Here is a 19,965-nt window from a genome sequence, read left to right on the forward strand (position 1 = left end):
CGGCCGGGTGCCGACGCTCAGCGCAGGCGTCCCGCCAGCCGCAGCCCGTTGAATACCACCAGCAGGCTCGCTCCCATATCGGCGAACACGGCCATCCACATCGTGCCCAGCCCTGCCACGGTCAGCGCCAGGAATACCGCCTTGATACCGAGCGCCAACGCGATGTTCTGCGTCAGCACCGTGCCGGTACGGCGCGACAGCCGGATAAAGGCCGGGATCTTGCGCAGGTCGTCGTCCATCAGCGCGACGTCGGCGGTCTCGATCGCGGTGTCGGTGCCGGCCACGCCCATCGCGAAGCCGATGTCGGCGCGCGCCAGCGCGGGCGCATCGTTGATGCCGTCGCCGACCATGCCGACGCGGCCATGCCGGGGGCCCCGCTGTGCTGCCGTCTGCGCGGTCAGCGCCGCGACGGCCTCGGCCTTGTCCTGCGGCAGCTGATTGCCGCGCGCCTCGTCGATGCCGACCTCGGCCGCGATGGCCTGCGCCGTATGCGGGTTGTCGCCGGACAGCATCATGGTGCCGACGCCGAGCGCGTGCAGCTCGGCGATGGCGTCGCGGCTCGTCTGCTTGACGGTGTCGGCGACGGAAAACAGCGCCTGCACGCCGGCATTGCCCACGCGTTCGTTGGCCGCGCCCGCGTTGGCCGCGCCTGCATTGGTCGCGCCTGCATTGGTCGCGCCAGCGTTGACCGCGCCGTCGTTGGCCCCGCCCGCGTTCGCCTCGCCGCCGGCCAGCAGCACCACGGTGCGGCCCTGGCGTTCGATCGCCTCCAGCCGCGCCTCCAGTTCGTCCGAGCACAGCCCCATCTCGTGGATCAGCCGGTGGTTGCCGAGCCAGTACCGCTGGCCATCGACCGTGCCGGTGACACCGAGCCCCGGCAGCGCCTCGAAGTCCTGCACCGCCAGCGTCTCGACGCCATCGCGCCGCGCCGCCGCGGCGACCGCACCCGAGACCGGATGGTCCGAACGCGCGGCGAGGCTGGCCGCGATCGCGCGGGCGCCCGTCGGTGCGCCGGGCAGCAGCGCGTAGTCGATCTGCTGCGGGCGGCCGTGCGTGAGGGTGCCGGTCTTGTCCAGCGCCAGCCAGCGCAGCGATTTGCCCTGCTCCAGATAGACGCCGCCCTTGATCAGGATGCCGTGGCGCGCGGCCGCGGCCAGCGCGCTGACGATCGTGACTGGCGTGGAAATCACCAGCGCGCAGGGGCAGGCAATCACCAGCAGCACCAGCGCCTTGTAGATCCAGTCGAGCCAGGCGCCGCCGGCCAGCAGGGGCGGCAGCACGGCGACCAGCAGCGCGATGATAAAGATCGTCGGCGTGTAGATGCGCGCGAAGCGGTCGACGAAACGCTGCGTCGGCGCGCGGCTCGCCTGCGCGGCCTCTACCGCATGGATGATGCGCGCCAGCGTCGAATCCGAGGCCGGCGCGGTGACTTCGTATTCGAGCTCGCCGGTCTGGTTGATCGAGCCGGCGAACAGCAGATCGCCGGCCTGCTTGTCGACCGGCACGCTTTCGCCGGTGATCGGGGCCTGGTCCAGCGCCGACTGCCCGCGCAGCACCCGGCCGTCGAGGGCGACCCGCTCGCCCGGGCGCAGCCGCGCGACCGCACCCGGCGACACGCAGCCTGCGGGCACGGCCAGCCAGACGCCGTCGGCCTGCAGCACGGTGGCCTGTTCAGGCGCCATTGCCATCAGGCCGCGGATGGCGTTGCGGGCGCGGTCCAGCGAGGCCGCCTCGATCCGCTCGGCCAGCGCGAACAGCACCATCACCATCGCCGCTTCGGGCCAATGGCCGATCAGCAGCGCGCCGGTCACCGCGATGCTCATCAGCGCATTGATGTTCAGATTGCGGTTGCGCAGCGCGATCCAGCCCTTGCGGTAGGTGCCCAGCCCGGCCACGGCGATCGCAACCAGCGCAAAGGCGGCGGGCAGCCAGGGCGTAGCCAACGAGAACCACTCGGCCAGCTCGGCGCCCAGTGCGGCGACGCCGCCCAGCGCCAGCGGCCACCATGGCGTGGCCGGCGCCGGCGCGGCCTGTGCCGTGGATGGCGAGGCGCCGCCTTCGACCGCCAAGGTCTCGGCCTGCATGCCGACGCTGGCGATCGCCGCGACCAGCGGCTGCTCCGAATCGAGGGTGTGATGCACGGTGAGGATCCGCTGCATCAGATTGAATTGCAGGCCCGCCACGCCCGGCATGCCGCCGAGCTTGCCGCGCAGCAGCGCCTCCTCGGTCGGGCAGTCCATCGCCTCGATGCGAAAGCGCGCGGTGCGGGCGCCGGCCGGCGCCGCGGCTTCGCTCGGCGGGGGCGGCATTGCGACGGCGCCGCAGGCGCTGCCGCAGCAGGAGGAGGTCGTAGTGGGAGGCGCGGGCGGCGCGACGCAGCAGGAGGAGGTCGTAGTGGGCGGCGTGGGCGGCGCGGCGCAGCAGGAGTCCGCGTGGCGATGGTCGCTGGCGCCGGCATGGCCGTGCCCGTGCCCGTGCCCGTGCCCGTGCCCGTGCCCGTGCCCGTGATCGTGATCGTGATCGTGATCGTGATCGTGGGCGTGGGCGTGGGCGTGGGCGTGGGCGTGGGCGTGGGCGTGGGCGTGGCCATGGTCGTGATCGTGGCCATCGTCATGGGCGGGCTGGCCGCAAGCGCCTGCCTTTGAATCGCAGCAGGAGGACGAAGGCGTGGAGGATGGGTCTTCCGGCGAGAGTCTGGCCATCGAAGGTTCCGTGGGCTGTGGCATGGGTGGCATTGAATAGCCTGTAGCCGCTACAGGGTCAAGCCACCCTAACTCCGGCGCGGTCAATTCCTCAAGTCCGTGCCCTGATGCCGCGGCTCGGTACCGTGACCTCATGCCCGGATGCCACACCTTGACGCCACACCCTTATGCCCTGATGCCACGCCACACCTCGATGCCGCGCCCCGGAGGCCACGCGTCCGGAGGCGCGTCCTTGTGCCACATCCCCCGCCGGCGGTCCTTCGCCGCAATGCCGTCGGCTCAATGCGCGACGTTGACCATCCAGCTCAGCCCGAACCGGTCCTGCAGCATGCCGAAGCCCTCCGACCAGAAGGTCTTCTGCATCGGCATCATCACGCGGCCGCCCTCGGACAGCGCGTCGAACCACTGCCGCGCCTGGTCAAGCGAGGGCGCGACGATCGACAGGCTGAAGCCGGCGAAGGGTTCGGGCGGCGCGCCAGGCATGCCGTCGGAGGCCATGATCTCGCTCTGCCCGACCGTCACGCTGGCATGCATGATCTTGTCCTCCCAGCCGGCCGGCAGCGGCGGCTGGCCGTCGCCGCCGGCGCCGCCCTGCCCCTCCTCGGCCGGCATCTCCTTGAACCGCATCATCATGTTGACCTTGGCGCCGAGCGCCTTGCCGTAGAACGCCAGCGCCTCCTCGCAGCGTCCGCCGAAATAGAGATAAGGCTGTATCTGCATGTCCGTCTCCTGGGTCGATCGTGTCGATGAATGGATGGCGGCGCCGGGGCCGTCGCGCCGGCGCCGCGGGCCTGCGGCCGTACCGCAAGGCGCAGTCATTATGCGCCGGCGGACCGTTCCAACCCGCTGCCTTGCAGCTTTGTCATGTTGCCGTCAGGGTCGTGTCCGTGGACCTGCGGGTACAATGCGGCCTGACCGTCAGCGTGGCCGCCGCCGCAGTGTCTGCCACGCACCTTCGACACGGTCCTTCCCGCTTTCTTCCAACCTGTCCGCCACTCGCCGATCCGCTCGTGAACCGTCTGCCGCAACGCCTTCTGCTGTCCCTCGCCATGCTGGCCCTGCCCCTGCCTGGAGTCGCCGGCACGGCCAAGCTGGCTTGCGGCGCGGCGCAGGCCACCGCGGCCACGCCCTTGATGAGCCGGCACGCCGCGCTGAAGCTGCAGGCCGAAGCGGAACTGGTGGGTCGCGACCAGGCGGGTTGCATGAGCGCGGACAAGGAGCGGGACACGGAAGACGATGGCGCCGGCGGCCATGCCGCCGACGGCGAAGACCGCCACGCGAGGCATCCCGGCGGCGCGGCCATGTGCCCCATCGCCGCGGTGCTGCCGGGGCTCGAACTGAGCCAGTATCGCCATATGCCGCCGCGCTCGCCGCTGGGCACGCTGGCGGGCGCCACGCCCGAGGCGCTGTTTCCGTCGAGCCCGGCACGCTGCTGAGCGGCGCGCGAACGCCGTAATCCCCCGGCCTCGCAGCCCCTGGCGGACCTGTCGAAGCGCTAGGCGCTCTCTGACCTCTCGAACCTCCCGGACCCCGGACCTCTCGGGACTACTCGGACCTCTCGGGACCTGTCGGGACCCCTCGGGCCTCTCGGACCCTCTCGAATCTCTCCGACCTCCGGGATCCCTCGACCTTGGGGCCCGGTCGGCGCGACGTCCCCGTCCGGCGCGGTATCGATTCAGCTGACGCGATAGAACTCGGGCGTCTGGCCCGCGTTGACGGCGCGCTGCAGCCAGTCGGGCATCTCGCCGGTGCCATCCCAGCACTGACCCAGGGCATTGCGATAGAGGACGCCGGCAGGCTGCGGCGGCGCGGGTTCGTTCGCGCTGGAAGCCTTGGCCGTGGAAGCCGCGGAGCCCGCGGCGGCTGCGGAAGCCGTGGAGGCCGTCGCGGCTGTGGAAGCCGAGGCAGCCGTGGTGGCTGTGGAGGCGGCAGGAGCCGCGGCAAATGTGGCCGGGGTCGCCGACATTTGGGAATCGGCGGACGCGGGGCTCGATGCCGTCGCGTCGGCCGCGGCGGCGCGGCCCCGTTTGGCCCGGCTGGCGCCGGAGAAACATCCGGCCGCGACCAGATCGTCCAGCGACAGGCCGTAGCGATCCATCTGCGCGCGCACCCAGGCGGCCGCGGCTAGTCGGGCTTCATCGAACTCGGACATGGCGTTTTCGTGCACGCTGCCGACCCGAGGCGGCCGACAGGCTAGGAGGACAACAGAAGGTCCGGCGGTGCCGGTCGAACACCGCGATTCTACAGGCTCGGCGCCGATACGCCCCGCCGCCGCGGCAAAACCTTGAATTGCGCCACACCTTCGCGCTAAGGTCGAGCCTCTCTTTCGCCGCAAGCCAGGACCGCTCCGTGTTTTCGCCGTTCCCCTTCCTCCTTCCGCGCCGCTGCCTTGCCGCGCGCGCCGGGAGCGCCCGCCCGTGAACATCATCGTCGACGTACTGATCCTGCTCGGCGCGCTGCTGGCGATTGTCGCGGTGGTGCAGGTCGCCGCGGCCAGGCTGCGGCTGCCCGAATCGACGCTGCTGTCGGCGATCGGCATCGCGATCGGCGCGGGCTACGTGGCCATCGACGCCACGCTGCCCGAGTTCGCCGAACACTTCCTGCATCCGCTGATCGATCCTTCGCTGCCGCCCGAAGCCTATCTGTGGATCTTCCTGCCGCCGCTGCTGTTCCATGCGGCGCTGACCGCCGACGTACGCAGCATGCTGCCGGACGCGGCGCCGATCCTGCTGCTCGCGGTGGTGGCGGTGGTGGTCGCCACCGGCGTGATCGGCGTGGTCACCGCGGCGGCCAGCGGCATGAACCTGGTGGTGTGCCTGCTGCTCGGCGCGGTGGTCGCGACCACCGACCCGGCCGCGGTGATCGCGATCTTTCGCGATGTCGGCGCGCCGGCCCGGCTGATCCGGCTGGTCGAGGGCGAGAGCCTGCTGAACGACGCCGCCGCGATCGCGCTGGTCGGCGTGCTGATCGCGATGCTGACCGGCCACGGTGCCGAGGCCACGCTTGCTGCCGGCCTGACCGAGCTGGCCTGGGCCTTCGGCGGCGGCATGGTATGCGGGCTGATCGCCGGCCGCCTGCTCGCGGAACTGCTGCCGGCCCTCGCCGGCCTCGCGGTGGCCGAGGCCGCGCTGACGCTGGCGCTGCCCTACCCGCTCTATCTGCTGGCCGAACAGCTGCTGCATGTGTCCGGCGTGGTCGCCGTGGTCTGCGCCGGGCTGACCCTCGGCGCGCTCGGCCCGACCCGGCTGAACCCGCCCAACTGGCGGCACCTGCGCATGATCTGGGAGCAGTTCGCCGGCATCGCGGGCGCGGTGGTCTTCCTGCTGGCCGCGGTGCGGGTGCCGGCGCTGCTGCAGGGCGTCACGCCGCATCACGGCTGGCTGCTGCTGGCGCTGGTCGCGGCCGCGCTGCTGGCGCGCCTGGCGACGCTGTTCGGCCTGCTGCCGGTGCTGACCTGGCTGCGCCTGTCGGCGCCGATCGATAATGCGTACAAGCTGGCGATCGCCTGGGGCGGGCTGCGCGGCGCCGTCACGCTGGTGCTGGCGCTGGGCATCGCCGAGAACCGCGCGCTGCCGCTCGAGACGCGCCATTTCGTCGCGATCCTGGCGACCGGCTTCGTGCTGGTCAGCCTGCTGGTCAACGGCACCACGCTGCGCTGGCTGATCCGCCGGCTCGAACTGGACGCGCTGTCGCCGCAGGAGCTGGCGCTGCAGCGCCAGGCGATCCGGCTGTCGACCGAGGAGGTCGAGAGCGCGCTGGATCGCCTGGCCGACAGCTTCGGCCTGCCGCCGTCGGCCGCGCGCGAGGTCGCCGCGCATTACCGGCGCGATATCGAACTGGGCTCGGCCGATTTCGACTTCGACAGCGCGCTGTCCGAGCGGGCGCGGCTGTCGATCGGCCTGGTCACGCTCGCCACGCGCGAGAGCGAGCTGATTCCCGAGTACGGCAACGGCGTGGTGTCGGTGGCCAATCTCGACGCGATGATGCGCAACACCGCGCAGATGATCGACGCCGCGCGCGAACAGGGCCGCATCGGCTACAACCGCGCCGCCCGCCACATCCTCGACTACCAGAAGAGCTTTCGCATCGCGCTGTTCCTGCACCGGCGCCTGTCGATCGACCGGCCGCTGGCGCGCGTGCTGGCCGACCGCTTCGAGCTGATGATCGTGCGCCAGACCGTGCTGCAGCGGCTGCGGCAATACAACCGCGCGATGCTGTCGCCGGTGTTCGGCGCGCGCATGGCGACCGTGCTCGACGGCGTGCTCGAGGACCGCTTCCACGCCGCCGAGCAGGCGCTGCAGGAAATGCGAGAGGAATTCGGCAGCTACACCGTCGCGCTGGAAAAACGGATGCTGATGCTGTTCGCGCTGCGCAAGGGCCAGCACGAGCTGCAGGCGATGCGCGAGGAGAACGTGATCTCGCGCGAGGCCTACAACCAGATCGCGCGGGCGATCCGGCAGGCATGGGAGGCCAACCTGGCGCGGCCGCCGTTGCGCGGCAGCTTCGGCGACGGCGCGCGCATGCGCCCGCCGCCCGCCAAGGTGCCGGCGCCGCGCGCGCCGGGCGAGGTCGCGCCGGCCGATTTCGATGGAGGCGATGCCGGGGCGTCGAGCATGGACGGCCGGTAGGTGCCCCCCGGGGCGGACGAACGCGCCCCGTATACTCATGACCCTGGCGCGCCGCGCATCCCCGGATCCGGCGCTCCACCCCAACGCGCGGCACAGCGCGTCTCACCGATCTTTCCCTTCCACATTCGATAACAACACGGAGTAGCAGTCATGCGTGTCGCATTCCTCGGCCTCGGCGTCATGGGCTTCCATATGGCGGGCCACCTGGCCGCCAAGGGGCATCAGGTCACGGTCTACAACCGCACCGCCAGCAAGGCCCAGGCCTGGGTCGAGCGCTTCGGCGGCAAGTCGGCGGCCACGCCCGCGCTGGCCGCGCGCGATGCCGAGCTGGTCTGCAGCTGCGTCGGCAACGACGACGACCTGCGCGCGGTGCTGACCGGCGCCGACGGCGCCTTCGACGCCGCGCCGGCCGGCTGCATCTTCGTCGACCACACCACCGCCAGCGCCAACGTCGCGCGGGAACTGTACGAGCAGGCCAACGCGCGCGGCCTGCACTTCATCGATGCGCCGGTGTCCGGCGGCGAGTCCGGCGCGCAGAACGGCGTGCTGACGGTGATGTGCGGCGGCGACGAGGCGGTGTTCGCGCGCGCCGAGCCGGTGATCTCGGCCTTCGCCCGCGCGGTCACGCGCATCGGCGGCCCGGGCGCCGGGCAGCTTGCCAAGATGGTCAACCAGATCGCGATCGCCGGCCTGCTCGAAGGGCTGTCCGAGGCGATCGCCTTCGGCCAGCGCGCGGGGCTCGACATGCCGCTGGTGCTGTCGGTGATCAGCAAGGGCGCCGCCGGCTCGTGGCAGCTGGAGAACCGCGGACCGACCATGGTCGAAGGCAAGTTCGACTTCGGTTTCGCGGTCGACTGGATGCGCAAGGACCTCGGCCTGTGCCTGGACGAGGCCCGCCGCAACGGCGCCACGCTGCCGGTCACCGCGCTGGTCGACCAGTTCTATGCCGAGCTGCAGCGCGACGGAGGCGGTCGCGACGATACCTCGTCGCTGATCCGCCGCCTGCGCCGATAGCCATCGGCCCGGAATCGGCACGCGCCACCGTGTTTCCGAAAACATCGCGCGTCGTCCGATTCCTACATGGCTTTCAGCGCCGGACCGGGTGGGAGGCCGGTGGCGCGGGTCTATCGTTGAAGCAACCGGGAGCGGACCCCAAGGCGGCCGAACGGCGCCAAGGGGGTGGCACGGTATTCAAGACCAACGAACAAACCCGCCAGGCTAGCCCTCGGCAAAGGAGCCTCCCATGACTCTAGGCACCATTCTCCTGATCGTGCTGATCATCCTGCTGATTGGCGCGCTGCCTTCGTGGCCCTACAGCAGCGGCTGGGGCTACTGGCCCAGCGGCGGGCTTGGCCTGATCCTGCTGATCGTGATCGCGCTGGTCGTCATGGGCAGGTTGTAGCGCGTTGCGGCACAAGCTGCAGCGGTACCGGTAGGCCTGCCCGCCGCCTTGTTTGGGGACAGGGGGCGACGGGCAGGTGAAAAGGCGGTCGAGAGACCGCCTTTTCTTTGTTTGCGCCGTCGATGTGCCGTATCGAGGGGCATGGGTCGGTCGGCGTGGGTCGGTCGGCGTGGGTCGGCATGGGAGACGCCGTTGCTGCCTCTACTCTGCCCATGCCCTCGCCCGCTCGGGAGAGGAAACACCCGGCGAGAATCGGCCCGCTCAGGCCGCGGGCTTCGTCCCCGCGCTGCCGCGCTCGCCCAGGCGGCGCAGCGCCAGCATCGGCAGCCGCAGCAGGAAGCCGACCACCAGCCGGATATGCATCGAGGTCAGCAGGATGTTGTCGCGCACATAGTGGAAGTGCGACACGCCGCCCTCGTCCTCGCGGAAGTAACGCACGGGGGTATCGATGTTGATCGGCCGCACGCCGCGCCAGCACAGCCGGATCGCGACCTCGGGATCGAAGTCCATGCGCCGCATCCAGCGATTGCCCCGCATCACCGCGCACAGCGGCGCGATCGGATAGACGCGGAAGCCATACAGCGAATCGCCGATGCCGGCCCACAGCGTCTCGAGGTCGGCGAAGACATTGCTCAGGCGCCGTCCATAGACCCGTGCGCGCGGGGCGCTCTCGTCGAACACCGGCTTGCCCAGCACCATCGCGTCCGGGTTGCGGCGCGACAGCTCCAGCATCTTGCCGATCATCGCGGCGGGATGCTGGCCATCGGAATCCATAGTCAGCGCGTGCGTGTAGCCCTCGGCGGCGGCCTGTTCCAGCCCGTGCAGCACGGCGGCGCCCTTGCCGCGGTTCTTCGGCAACACCAGCACGCGCAGGCCGGGATCGGCCTCGGCCTGCTGCTGCAGCCATTCGGTGCTGCCGTCGGTACTGCCGTCGACGACGACCCAGACCGGGTTCCATTGGGCTCGCGCCTCGCGCACGACCTCGCGCACCTTGGGGCCGGGGTTGTAGCTCGGGATGATCACCAGATGCGTGGTCGAACGTTCGGTCATGCGGCCGTGCTCCATCAATGTGTTGTCCCTGGCCGGCGCGGCGCGCTTTGCGTCCGCCGGCCCTTGCCTGCGCACTGCTCCCTTCTCCTCGACGTTTGTGCCGTACGGTTGGTTCCTTTGCTTCGTTCCGCTTCGTCGCTTTTCGTCCTCAGCGTCCCTGCGCGTCCCTCCGCGTCCCTTTCGCCTAGCCGGTCGCCATGCCGCCGTTGATCGACAGCACCTGCCCGGTGACATAGCCGGCGGCCTCGGAGACCAGATAGGCCACCATCGCCGCCACCTCGTCCGGCTGGCCGGCCCGGCCCATCGGCACCAGCTCGCGGATCCGCTCGGGCGGGAAGGCCGGCTGCGCCATCGGCGAATCGACGATGCCCGGCGCCACCGCATTGACCGTGACGCCGCGCGAAGCCATCTCGATCGCCAGCGAGCGCGTGGCCGCAATCACGCCCGCCTTGGCTGCAGCATAGTTCACCTGACCGCGATTGCCGATCAGGCCTGCCACCGATGCGATATTGACGATGCGCCCCCAGCGGGTCCGCATCATCGGCATCAGCAGGGGCTGGGTCACGTTGAAGAAGCCGTGCAGCGAGACGTCGATGACACGGCGCCATTGCTCGCGCGTCATGCCCACCATCGGCGCGTCGTCGTGGATGCCGGCGTTGTTGACCAGCACCTGCACGGGGCCCTCGGTGAGGATGCGTTGCAAGGCCTGCTCGGTGGCATCGGCATCGGTCACGTCGAAGGCGATCGCCTCGGCGTCGCCGCCGGCGGCGCGGATGCGCTCGGCCACCTGTTGCGCCTCGTCCAGGCGCCGGTTGGCATGGACCCAGACACGGCAGCCGCCCGCGGCAAGGGTCTGGCAGATGGCCTGTCCGAGCGCGCCGCTGCCGCCGGTGACCAGAGCCAGCTTGTGGGCGGGTGCGGGCGCCGCCCGGGGCGTCCGGTGCGTGGAGGGCATCAGCGGGTACGGTTGGCGGCGGTGTAGGCCGCCAGGCTGCCCAGCGTGGCAAAGATGGTCTTGTTGTCCGGATTGTCCGAGCGCAGCTCGAATCCGTACTTCTTGGAGATCAGGAGTGCAATTTCGAGCACGTCGATCGAATCGAGGCCGAAGCCTTCGCCGTACAGCGGCGTATCGGCCGTGACCTGGTCCAGCGTCAGCTCGGTAATGTCCAGTTCGCCGAGAATCATCCGGGCCAGTTCGATTTCGAGATCGGTCATTGTCGCTAAATGTAAGTTATATCGTCGCGGCGGCCCGCCGGGCGGCGCCCCGGGGGTGCGCAAAGCCGTGGGGTATACTGCGGCACCGCCTTCGGGCGCAATGCTACCAAGCCCATCGGGTTCGCTCCATACGGGTGAAATTTGGTAACAACCTCGCCGCCACGGCGAGAAACGGAACCCCCACACTTCGGGTCTTCCAGCCATAGTCCCCAAAGATCGATGACCGGACCGCTTCGCCGCCGGCCCGGGAGTGCAGTCTCCGCCCTCCCCGGAAGCCAGGCCGAAGTCCCGACCGCGCCGCCATGCCAGTGTCCCGCATTCCGCGCCGATCGCGCCCACAGAATTCCAGCGCCCGCCCTGCCGGCGGCGCCGAGGCGAACCCGTCCGCCGGGACTCTGCCGCTGATCGCGCATACCCGCAGCGACCAGATCGTCGCCTACCGGGATGGCGCCCCGGTCACCGTGGCGCGCTTCCTCGCCGACGTCCGCGACCTGGCCTCCCGGCTGCCGGCCGGCCGCCACGTCTTCAATATGTGCGCGGATCGCTACCTCTTCACCGTCGGCCTGTGCGCCAGCCTGCTGGCCGACAAGATCAGCCTGCTGCCGCCGGCGCACACCCCGGAAATGGTCCGGGAGCTGGCGACCTTCGCCCCGGATACCTTCTGCCTGCACGACGGCGCCGGCTGCCATTGCAGCGCGGGCGACGCCAGCGGCGCCGGGCTGCCCGGCATGCGGGTGACGCTGCGGGGCACGCACGAAGACACGCACGAAGGCACGCGCGACGACGCACACGCGGATCGGGCCGGCGACGCGGCCGATTTGCCGATCACGATCCCCCGGATCCCGGCGGACCGGACGCTCGCCTACCTGTTCACCTCCGGCTCGACCGGCCTGCCGATGCCGCATCGCAAGAGCTGGGGCGCGATGGTGCGCAATGCGCGTGCCGCCGCGGCCCGGCTGGGCATCGATGCGCTGGCCGGCGCGACGCTGGTCGGCACCGTGCCGGCGCAGCATATGTACGGGCTGGAATGCACCGTGATGCTGGCCCTGCACGGCGGCGTGGCGCTCAGCGCGGCCCATCCCTTCTACCCCTACGACGTCGCCGCCGCGCTGGCCGCGGTGCCGGCGCCGCGCGTGCTGGTGGCCTCGCCGGTGCATCTGCGCACGCTGCAGCTGTCGCCGGTCGAACTGCCGGCGCTGGCGCGGCTGCTGTCCGCGACCGCGCCGCTGGCGCCGCGGCTGGCGCGCGACATCGAGGCGCGGACCGGTGCGCCGCTGCTGGAGATCTACGGCAGCACCGAGACCGGCCACATCGCCACGCGCCGCACCGCGCACGATGCCGCCTGGCAACTGCTGCCCGGCGTGGCGCTGCGGCTCAAGCGGACGCACGATGCCGAAACCGCGACCGTTCCGACGGGCGACGAAGGCAACGAGGGCCAAGACAGCGACGACGGCCCCGTCTGGCTCGCCAGCGGCGCCCATCTGCCCCAGCCGGTGGCGCTGAACGACGCGATCGAATTGCTCGACGCCCATCGCTTCCTGCTGCATGGCCGCAAGGCGGACCTGATCAAGATCGCCGGCAAGCGCACCTCGCTGGCCTATCTGAACCATCATCTGAACGCGATCCCGGGCGTGATCGACGGCGTCTTCCACATGCCGCGCGGCGAGCCCGCGGGCGGGCTGGGCAAGGAGGCGCGCCTGACCGCGCTGGTGGTCGCGCCGGGCGTGAGCGCCGCCGACATCGTGCATGCGCTGCGCGCGCGCATCGATCCGGTGTTCCTGCCGCGGCGCGTGTTCTTCGTCGACAGCCTGCCGCGCAACGCCACCGGCAAGCTGCCGCGCGACCTGCTCGAGCCGCTGGTGGCGCGGCTGCAGAGCGGCCAGGCCGCTCGCCACGACGATCGTGCGCCCACCACCGTGCTGGGACCGGCATGAACAGCGCGGGGGTCTTCACCATCGAGGCCGGCCATCCGGCGCTGCCGGGACACTTTCCCGGCCGCCCGATCGTGCCAGGCGTCGTGTTGCTCGACCATGCGGTGCTGCGCATCGCCGCGGCGCTCGGCCGCCCGCCACACCCTGCACGCCTCGCCTCGGTCAAATTCCTGGCGACGGTGGTGCCGAACGAGCCGGTCACGGTGCGCTATGCCAGCGTGAGCCAGGACCCGGGTCAGGACCGGGCCGACCATCAAGCCGGCAACCAAGCCGACGACAAAGCGAACGACAGCGCCGACCACAGTGCCGACCACACGGTCCGCTTCGAGCTCGAAGGCCCCGGCCGCACCGTCGCCAGCGGCGTGCTGACGCTGCCGGGCCACGCCGGCCCGACCGACGCGGCGGTATGACGGCACCGGACAAGAGCCACGCGGCGCCGGCCGACGACTGGAGCAGCCAGCCCGAGCGCAGCCATCTGCGGCTGCTGCGCGTGATGCGCTGGCTGTCGCTGCGCCTGGGCCGGCGCGCGAGCCGCCCGCTGCTGTGGCCGGTGGTGGCGATCTATCTGCTGATCTCGCCGGGCGCGCGCCGCACCTCGCGCCAGTTCCTGTCGCGCGCGCTCGGTCGTCCGGCGGGTCTTGCCGACGTGATGCGGCAGGGCTTCGCCTTCGCGTCGACGATCCATGACCGCGTCTATCTGCTGAACGGCCGGCTGGACCTGTTCGATATCCGCGTCCATGGCGAGCCGGCCATCCAGCAGGCGATCGCGCGCGGCGACGGTGCCTTCCTGTTCGGCGCCCATCTGGGCAGCTTCGAGGCGGTGCGCGCGGTCGGCCTGCGCTATCCGGCGCTGCGGCTGGCGGTAATGATGTACCAGGACAATGCCAGCCGCCTCAACGACGTGCTGGCGGCGATCAATCCCGCGGTGCGGCAGGACGTGATCCCGCTGGGCCGGCTCGACGCGATGCTGCAGGCGCGCGACTACCTGGAGCGAGGCTACCTGCTCGGCCTGCTGGCCGACCGCACGCTCGCCCGGCTCGCCACCGATCCGCCGCGGCAGTGCGAATTCCTCGGCGCGCCGGCGCCCTTCGCCACCGGGCCGCTGCGGATGGCGGCGATGCTGCGCCGGCCGGTGCTGTTCATGACGGGCCTGTATCGCGGCGGCAACCGCTACGACATCCACTTCGACACGATCGCCGACTTCTCGGCGACGCCGGCCGCCGAGCGCGAGGCCGCCATCGACGCCGCGCTGCGCCGCTACGTCGCGCTGCTCGAGCGGCATTGCCGCGCGGCGCCGTACAACTGGTTCAACTTCTACGATTTCTGGCAGGCGCCCACGCGGGCGCCTGCGGACGCATGATGTCGATGACCTGGATCTTCGAAAGCCTTCGCTTGCCTGCCCACGCTCCTTCCCTCGCTTTTGCCCCCGCTCTTGGCCTTCGTTTCGGCGCGGCGTGCTGCCTGGCGCTGGCCTGCCAGTTGCCGCTCGCCCGCGCCGCGGCGGCGGCTCCTACGACGGCTCCTACAACGGCTCCTACAACGGCTCCTACAACGGCTCCTACAACGGCTCCTACAACGGCAACTACGGCGGCATCCAGCGCGGTTTCCACGAAGTCGCCTCCGGCCCGGGCCGACGCGGCCTGGAGCGTGGACCGGCTGATGGCGACGCTGGCGCGGCAGCCGGCCGGCAGCGCGCGCTTCGTCGAGAAGAAGTACATGGCGATGCTGGAACGGCCGCTGGAATCGAGCGGCGAGCTGCGCTTCGTCGCGCCGGACCGCCTCGAGAAGCGCACGCTGGCGCCCAAGCCCGAGACGCTGCTGGTGCAGGGCGACATGCTGACGGTCGAGCGGGCGGGCCGCAGGACCACCATTCCGCTCGGCAACCATCCCGAACTCGCGGGCTTTATCGAGAGCCTGCGCGGCACGCTGGCCGGCAACCGGCAGGCGCTGGAGCAGTACTACCGGCTCGCGCTGGAAGGCACCGCCAAGCGTTGGACGCTGACGCTGACGCCGTCCGACAGCCGCATGGCCGCGGCGATTGCCGCCATCCGCATCGACGGCGCCGGCGAGCGGCTCGAGCGCGTCGAGATCCGCCAGGCCGACGGCGATCGCTCGGTGATGACCATCGTGCCGACCGGCGGCCAATGAGCGCGGCCGGCCAACGCCTGCACCGAAGGACGCTGCCGGCACGGCTGGCGGTCGCGATCTGGCTGGCCTTCGTGCTGGCCTGCGCGGCCATCGCGGCGCGCACCACCTTCACCGCCGACCTGTCGGCCTTCCTGCCGCGCGCGCCCAGCGCCGAACAGCAGCTGCTGGTCGATCAGCTGCGCGATGGGCTGGTGTCGCGGCTGCTGCTGATCGGCATCGAAGGCGGCGGCAGGCATGACCGGACACCGGACGGCACGCATGACAATACCCAGGACGCCGCGCAGGACAGCGCCCGGCGCGCGGCGCTGTCCAAGGCATTGGCCGGCAAGCTGCGCGGCGATCCGCGCTTTGCCGCGATCGACAACGGCGAGCCGGTCAACCGCGAGCGCGACCAGCGCTATCTGTACGCGCACCGCTATCTGCTGAGCCCCGCCGTCACGCCCGAGCGCTTCACCGAGGCGGGCCTGCGCGCCGCCATCGGCGACACCATCGACCTGCTCGGCTCGTCGGCCGGGCTGATGATCAAGCCGCTGCTGCCGCGCGATCCGACCGGCGAGGTGGCGACGCTGCTGGCCGATCTCGATCCGAGCCACGGCGCGGCGATGCGCGACGGCGCCTGGGCCTCGCGCGACGGCCGCCGCGCGGTGCTGCTGGCGCAGACCGCCGCGCCCGGCTCGGACCTGGACGCGCAGGAGCAGGCGATGGCGGCGATCCGCTCGGCCTTTGCCGCGGCGGTGTCCGAGGCCGGCGCCAAGGAAGGCGAATTCCGTCTGGTGATGTCCGGCCCGGGCGCGATCGGCGTGCAGACGCGCGACACCATCCGCGCCGAGGTCGAGCGGCTGTCGACCATCGGCGTGGCGGTGATCGTCGCGCTGCTGTGGTTCGTCTACCGCTCGCCGACCGCGCTGGCGCTCGGGCTGGTGCCGGTGCTGTCCGGCGTGCTGGCGGGCATCGCCGCGGTCAGCCTGGGCTTCGGCATGGTCCACGGACTGACGCTCGGGTTCGGCACCACGCTGATCGGCGAGTCGGTCGACTATGCGATCTATCTGTTCGCGCAGACCGCGCAGGACCGGGATGACGATGCGCCGGCTGAAGCCGGCACTGCTGCCGCTGGCGCGGCTGTGGGTGCGGGTGCCGGTGCTACCACTACCGCTATCACTACCGCTGCCGCTCTCGCTACCGCTGCAGCTGGCGCCAGTGCTACGACTACCGCCGCCAGCGCTTGCGCCACCGCCGCGGCCGCGCGCGAACGCTGGACGCGCGCCTTCTGGCCCACGGTGCGCCTGGGTGTGCTGACCTCGATCTGCGGCTTCGCCTCGCTGCTGCTGTCGGGCTTTCCGGGGCTGGCGCAGCTCGGCCTGTTCTCGATCGCGGGCCTGGCCACCGCCGCCCTGGTCACGCGCTTCGTGCTGCCGCAGCTGATTCCGGCGCGCTGGCGCATGCGCGACCTGCGCCCGCTCGGCAACCGGCTGGCCCGCATCGCGGCGCATGCGCCGCGGCTGCGCTGGCCGGCGCTCGCCGTGGTGCTCGGCGCGGTGCTCGTGCTGGTCTGGCTCATTGCCGTACAGCGCACGCCGTTGTGGAGCCAGGAACTGACCTCGCTGAGCCCGGTGCCGGCCGACGCGCAGGCCCTCGATACCCAATTGCGCGCCGACCTCGGCGCCCCGGACGTGCGCTACCTGGTCACCGTGTCCGCGGCCAGCGAACAGGCGGCGCTGCAGGGCGCCGAGCGGGTCGGCGCGCAATTGGCGCCGCTGGTCGCCCAGGGCGTGATCGGCGGCTTCGACAGCCCGGCGCGCTTCCTGCCGAGCGAGGCCACGCAGCGCGCGCGGCAAGCCGCGCTGCCGCCCCGGGACGAACTGGCCGGACGGCTGCAGGCCGCGGTGGCCGAGCTGCCGGTCAAGCCGGCGCTGTTCGCGCCCTTCCTCGACGAGGTCGCGCGCGTACGCGAGATGCCACCGCTGACGCGGGCCGATCTGCGCGGCACGTCGATGGCGCTGGCGGTCGATGCGCTGCTGACCGAGCACGGCGGCCGCTGGACCGCGACGCTGCCGCTGCGCGCCGCGGCTCAGGCCAATGCCCCCGCCAGTGCCGGCCCCAATGCCGGCCCCAATGCCGTCCCGAATGCCGACGCACGTGCCGACACCAAAGCCGACGCTGGTGCTGGTGCTGGTGCTGGTGCTGGTGCTGGTGCTGGTGCTGGTGCCGGTGCTGGTGCCGGGGCTCATGCCGATGCCAAGGCCGGCGCATCGTCAGCGGCAAGCCAGAGCCCGGCCGCGCTGCCGGTACCCACGGCGATCCGCGCCGCGATCGCCCGGGCGGGCGTTGCCGATGCGCTGTTCGTCGACCTGAAGGGCGAATCGGACCGGCTCTACGCGGGCTATCTGCGCGAGGCGCTGCGGCTGTCGCTGGGCGGGGCCGCCGCCATCGCGATCCTGCTGCTGGTGGCGCTGCGTTCGCCGCGCCGCGTGCTGGCCACGCTGCTGCCGCTGGCCGCCGCCGCGCTGGTCGTGATCGCCGCGCTGGCGCTGGCCGGCAAGACGCTGTCGCTGCTGCATCTGGTCGGCATGCTGCTGCTGGTCGCGGTGGGCTCGAACTACGCGCTCTTCTTCAACGGCGCGGCCGGGACGGCAGGGGCGGACGAACCCGCAGGTAACATGCTCGGCGCGAGCCGGCCCAAAGCGAATGAGGTCCGAACGAACGAGACCCGAGGGAACCAGACCCCAACGAGCGAGACCCTGGCGAACGAAGCTGGAGGGAACGAGGCAGGGACGAACCAGCCCGGAGCGAGCGAACCCGCTGCGATCGCGCCGCGCACCCTGGTCTCGCTGCTGCTGGCCAACCTGACCACGGTGGCGGCCTTCGGTCTGCTAGGCTTATCACATCTGCCGCTGTTGCAGGCCTTCGGCCAGACGGTCGGTCCGGGCGCGGTGCTGGCGCTGCTGTTCTCTGCGGTGTTCGCGCCGGCGGCCATGCTGGGTGCCTCGCCCCGTCCGACCGCGGCCGGTCACGATCAGGAGGCAAGACCATGACGCGCATGCGCAATTCCTATCCCGGGCCGCAATCGAGCGCCGCGCCGGGCACGGTCCGCAGCTGGCGGCCGTCGGCGCTGATCGGCGGCGCGGCCGCCGTCCATCTGGGCGCGGTGGCCGCGGTGCTGGCCCAGCCGGCGACGCTGCCCTGGGCGGCCGGCTCGGTGGTCGCGGCCAATCTGCTGCTGGCCGGCGCCGGGCTGTGGCCGCGCAGCACGCTGCTGGGACCGAACCTGCTGCGGCTGCCGCCGAGCGCCGGCCACAGCATCGCGCTGACCTTCGACGACGGCCCCAATCCCGAGGTCACGCCGGCCGTGCTGGACCTGCTCGATGCGCACGGCGCCCGCGCCACCTTCTTCTGCATCGGCGAGCGCGCGCTGCGCCATCCCGACCTGGTGGCCGACATCGTGCGCCGCGGGCACGCGATCGAGAACCATACCCAGCACCACTGGCTGCACTTCTCCACGTTCGGCCCGGGCCGCATCACGCGCGAGGTCGGCGAAGCGCAGCGTTTGCTGACCGAACTGACCGGGCAGGTGCCGCGCTTCTTCCGCGCGCCCGCCGGCCTGCGCAATCCGCTGCTGGAGCCGGCGCTGTGCCGGCATGGGCTGCGGCTCGCCAGTTGGACGCGGCGCGGCTTCGATACCTTCCGCGGCGGCAACCCCGACAAGGTGGAGGCACGGCTGCTGAAGGACCTGGCCGCGCGCGACATCCTGCTGATGCATGACGGCAACCCGGGCACCGACCGCGCCGGCACGCCGATGATCCTGGTGGTGCTGCCGCGTGTGCTGCGCGCCATCGACGAGGCGGGGCTGCGCTACGTGACGCTGCGCGAGGCGGTGCCGGCATGACACGGTGGACCGATGCCGCAGGCCCGGCCGGCGAGGCGCTGATCGCGCGGGCCAGCGCCCGCTACCGCGCGGCCGACCCGTTCGCCGTGCATTTCGCCCGCTTCAAGCTGCGCAACGATCCGGTCTTCGCGATCGCGCTGGCACAGGGCCTGATCCCCGACCGCGCACGCATTCTCGATATCGGCTGCGGCCAGGGCCTGCTGGCCAGCTGGCTGCTGGCGGCGCAGCAATGCCATGCCGACAGCTGGCCGCGGGGCTGGCCGGCGCCGCCGGTCCCGCGCTCCTATCTCGGCATCGAGCTGACGCCGGCCGACGCCGAGCGCGCCCGCGCCGCGCTGGCCGAGCCGGGCCCGTGGCCGGCGGAAATCCGCCAGGCCGATGCCCGCGCCGCCGTGGCCGAGGTCGCCGCGGCCTGCGATCTGGTGGTGCTGCTCGACGTGCTGCATTACATCGACCGCCCCGCGCAGGAGGCGCTGCTGCGCGACGCGCTGCGCTGCCTGGCGCCCGGGGGCCGGTTGCTGATGCGCGTCGGCGACGCCAGCGCGGGCTGGCGGGCCCGCTACAGCCGCGCGGTCGATCGCGTGGTGCAGTGGCTGCGCGCCGGCCGCACCAGCCCGCTGACCTGCCGGCCCGCCGACGAATGGCGCGCGCTGCTGCGCGGCATGGGCATGACGCTGCGCGAGGTGCCACTGCCGCGCGATGCGCATGGCGCCAATGTGCTGATGGTCGGCACGCTCGATTCGGTGGATGCGGTGGATGCGGTGGATGCGGTGGATGCAGTCGAGGCGGTCGGTGCCGTCGGTGCGGCCGATGCGCTCGATGCTTCGGGCGCGCCCAAGGGGCAGGCCGTGCGGGCCATGCAGGCCGAGCCCGGCGCCGCGTCCCGAGAGGAGGCGGCACGCTCCTCGGCCACGACCTCCGCCGCGGCCTCCACCACGGCCTCCACCGGCGAGCTGGAGCCGCTTTGATACAATCGCGCCGCCCATCGGTGCCCGCCACCGACCGC

General features: G+C 71.7%; 16 protein-coding genes and 1 pseudogene. 11 read left to right on the top strand and 6 right to left on the bottom strand.

Annotated elements, in window-relative coordinates; translation table 11 throughout:
* Positions 1-17: 17 nt before the first annotated feature.
* The gene (locus K7G19_RS04720; RefSeq protein ID WP_370639478.1) at positions 18-2,309 is read right to left on the bottom strand and encodes a heavy metal translocating P-type ATPase; all 2,292 of its coding nucleotides are present in this window, start codon (positions 2,307-2,309) and stop codon (positions 18-20) included.
* A gap of 123 nt (positions 2,310-2,432) precedes the next feature.
* Between K7G19_RS04720 and K7G19_RS25045 the strand changes: the two genes are divergently transcribed.
* Entirely contained in the window at positions 2,433-2,645 is a 213-nt protein-coding gene (locus tag K7G19_RS25045; RefSeq protein ID WP_370639479.1) for a hypothetical protein, read from the top strand.
* A gap of 336 nt (positions 2,646-2,981) precedes the next feature.
* Here K7G19_RS25045 and K7G19_RS04725 read toward each other — a convergent pair whose 3' ends face one another.
* Positions 2,982-3,422: a VOC family protein gene (locus K7G19_RS04725; RefSeq protein ID WP_149316210.1), complete on the bottom strand. Its 441-nt coding sequence runs from the start codon at positions 3,420-3,422 to the stop codon at positions 2,982-2,984.
* A 290-nt stretch (positions 3,423-3,712) separates the two neighbouring features.
* Here K7G19_RS04725 and K7G19_RS04730 point away from each other — a divergent pair, with 290 nt between their 5' ends.
* The gene (locus K7G19_RS04730; RefSeq protein WP_226106047.1) at positions 3,713-4,138 is read left to right on the top strand and encodes a hypothetical protein; all 426 of its coding nucleotides are present in this window, start codon (positions 3,713-3,715) and stop codon (positions 4,136-4,138) included.
* 239 nt (positions 4,139-4,377) lie between these two features.
* On the opposite strand, the gene K7G19_RS25050 is transcribed toward K7G19_RS04730, so the two are convergent.
* Positions 4,378-4,668: an H-NS family nucleoid-associated regulatory protein gene (locus K7G19_RS25050; RefSeq protein WP_370639498.1), complete on the bottom strand. Its 291-nt coding sequence runs from the start codon at positions 4,666-4,668 to the stop codon at positions 4,378-4,380.
* Positions 4,669-5,119: 451 nt separating this feature from the next.
* On the opposite strand from K7G19_RS25050, the gene K7G19_RS04740 reads away from it, so the two are divergent.
* The 3 genes from K7G19_RS04740 (at position 5,120) to K7G19_RS04750 (ending at position 8,732) form a co-directional block, all read left to right on the top strand.
* Positions 5,120-7,330 carry a sodium:proton antiporter gene (locus K7G19_RS04740; protein ID WP_226106049.1) on the top strand — a complete coding sequence of 737 codons (2,211 nt, stop codon included), beginning with the start codon at positions 5,120-5,122 and terminating at the stop codon, positions 7,328-7,330.
* 150 nt (positions 7,331-7,480) lie between these two features.
* Entirely contained in the window at positions 7,481-8,344 is an 864-nt protein-coding gene (locus K7G19_RS04745; RefSeq protein ID WP_226106051.1) for an NAD(P)-dependent oxidoreductase, read from the top strand.
* 229 nt (positions 8,345-8,573) lie between these two features.
* Entirely contained in the window at positions 8,574-8,732 is a 159-nt protein-coding gene (locus K7G19_RS04750) for a DUF3309 domain-containing protein (RefSeq protein WP_006577307.1), read from the top strand.
* Positions 8,733-8,993: 261 nt separating this feature from the next.
* On the opposite strand, the gene K7G19_RS04755 is transcribed toward K7G19_RS04750, so the two are convergent.
* From K7G19_RS04755 to K7G19_RS04765, 3 genes are all read right to left on the bottom strand, one after another.
* A complete protein-coding gene (locus K7G19_RS04755; protein ID WP_149316214.1) occupies positions 8,994-9,782 on the bottom strand; it encodes a glycosyltransferase family 2 protein in 789 nt (262 codons plus the stop codon).
* A 184-nt stretch (positions 9,783-9,966) separates the two neighbouring features.
* A complete protein-coding gene (fabG, locus tag K7G19_RS04760) occupies positions 9,967-10,737 on the bottom strand; it encodes a 3-oxoacyl-ACP reductase FabG (RefSeq protein ID WP_226106053.1) in 771 nt (256 codons plus the stop codon).
* Complete coding sequence (locus K7G19_RS04765) at positions 10,737-10,997, bottom strand: phosphopantetheine-binding protein (RefSeq protein WP_006577304.1); 261 nt, start codon at positions 10,995-10,997, stop codon at positions 10,737-10,739. Before K7G19_RS04765 ends, fabG begins: the two co-directional genes overlap by 1 nt.
* A 302-nt stretch (positions 10,998-11,299) precedes the next feature.
* Between K7G19_RS04765 and K7G19_RS04770 the strand changes: the two are divergent.
* The 6 genes and pseudogenes from K7G19_RS04770 to K7G19_RS04795 all read left to right on the top strand — a co-directional run bounded on the left by K7G19_RS04770 (position 11,300) and on the right by K7G19_RS04795 (position 19,927).
* Positions 11,300-13,338: pseudogene (locus K7G19_RS04770) on the top strand (AMP-binding protein).
* Positions 13,335-14,288 carry an acyl-CoA synthetase gene (locus tag K7G19_RS04775; protein WP_226106055.1) on the top strand — a complete coding sequence of 318 codons (954 nt, stop codon included), beginning with the start codon at positions 13,335-13,337 and terminating at the stop codon, positions 14,286-14,288. Before K7G19_RS04770 ends, K7G19_RS04775 begins: the two are co-directional and overlap by 4 nt.
* Before the next feature lie 119 nt (positions 14,289-14,407).
* On the top strand, positions 14,408-15,076 hold the full coding sequence (locus K7G19_RS04780) for a LolA-related protein (protein WP_370639480.1): 669 nt from the start codon (positions 14,408-14,410) through the stop codon (positions 15,074-15,076).
* Complete coding sequence (locus K7G19_RS04785; RefSeq protein ID WP_226106057.1) at positions 15,073-18,108, top strand: MMPL family transporter; 3,036 nt, start codon at positions 15,073-15,075, stop codon at positions 18,106-18,108. The genes K7G19_RS04780 and K7G19_RS04785 overlap by 4 nt, the downstream gene beginning before the upstream one ends.
* Complete coding sequence (locus tag K7G19_RS04790) at positions 18,105-18,959, top strand: polysaccharide deacetylase family protein (protein WP_226106058.1); 855 nt, start codon at positions 18,105-18,107, stop codon at positions 18,957-18,959. The genes K7G19_RS04785 and K7G19_RS04790 overlap by 4 nt, the downstream gene beginning before the upstream one ends.
* Positions 18,956-19,927 carry a class I SAM-dependent methyltransferase gene (locus K7G19_RS04795; RefSeq protein WP_226106059.1) on the top strand — a complete coding sequence of 324 codons (972 nt, stop codon included), beginning with the start codon at positions 18,956-18,958 and terminating at the stop codon, positions 19,925-19,927. The genes K7G19_RS04790 and K7G19_RS04795 overlap by 4 nt, the downstream gene beginning before the upstream one ends.
* The last annotated feature ends 38 nt before the right edge of the window (positions 19,928-19,965 follow it).

The organism is Cupriavidus sp. DB3, assembly GCF_020418465.1.
Classification (GTDB): Bacteria; Pseudomonadota; Gammaproteobacteria; order Burkholderiales; family Burkholderiaceae; genus Cupriavidus; species Cupriavidus cauae.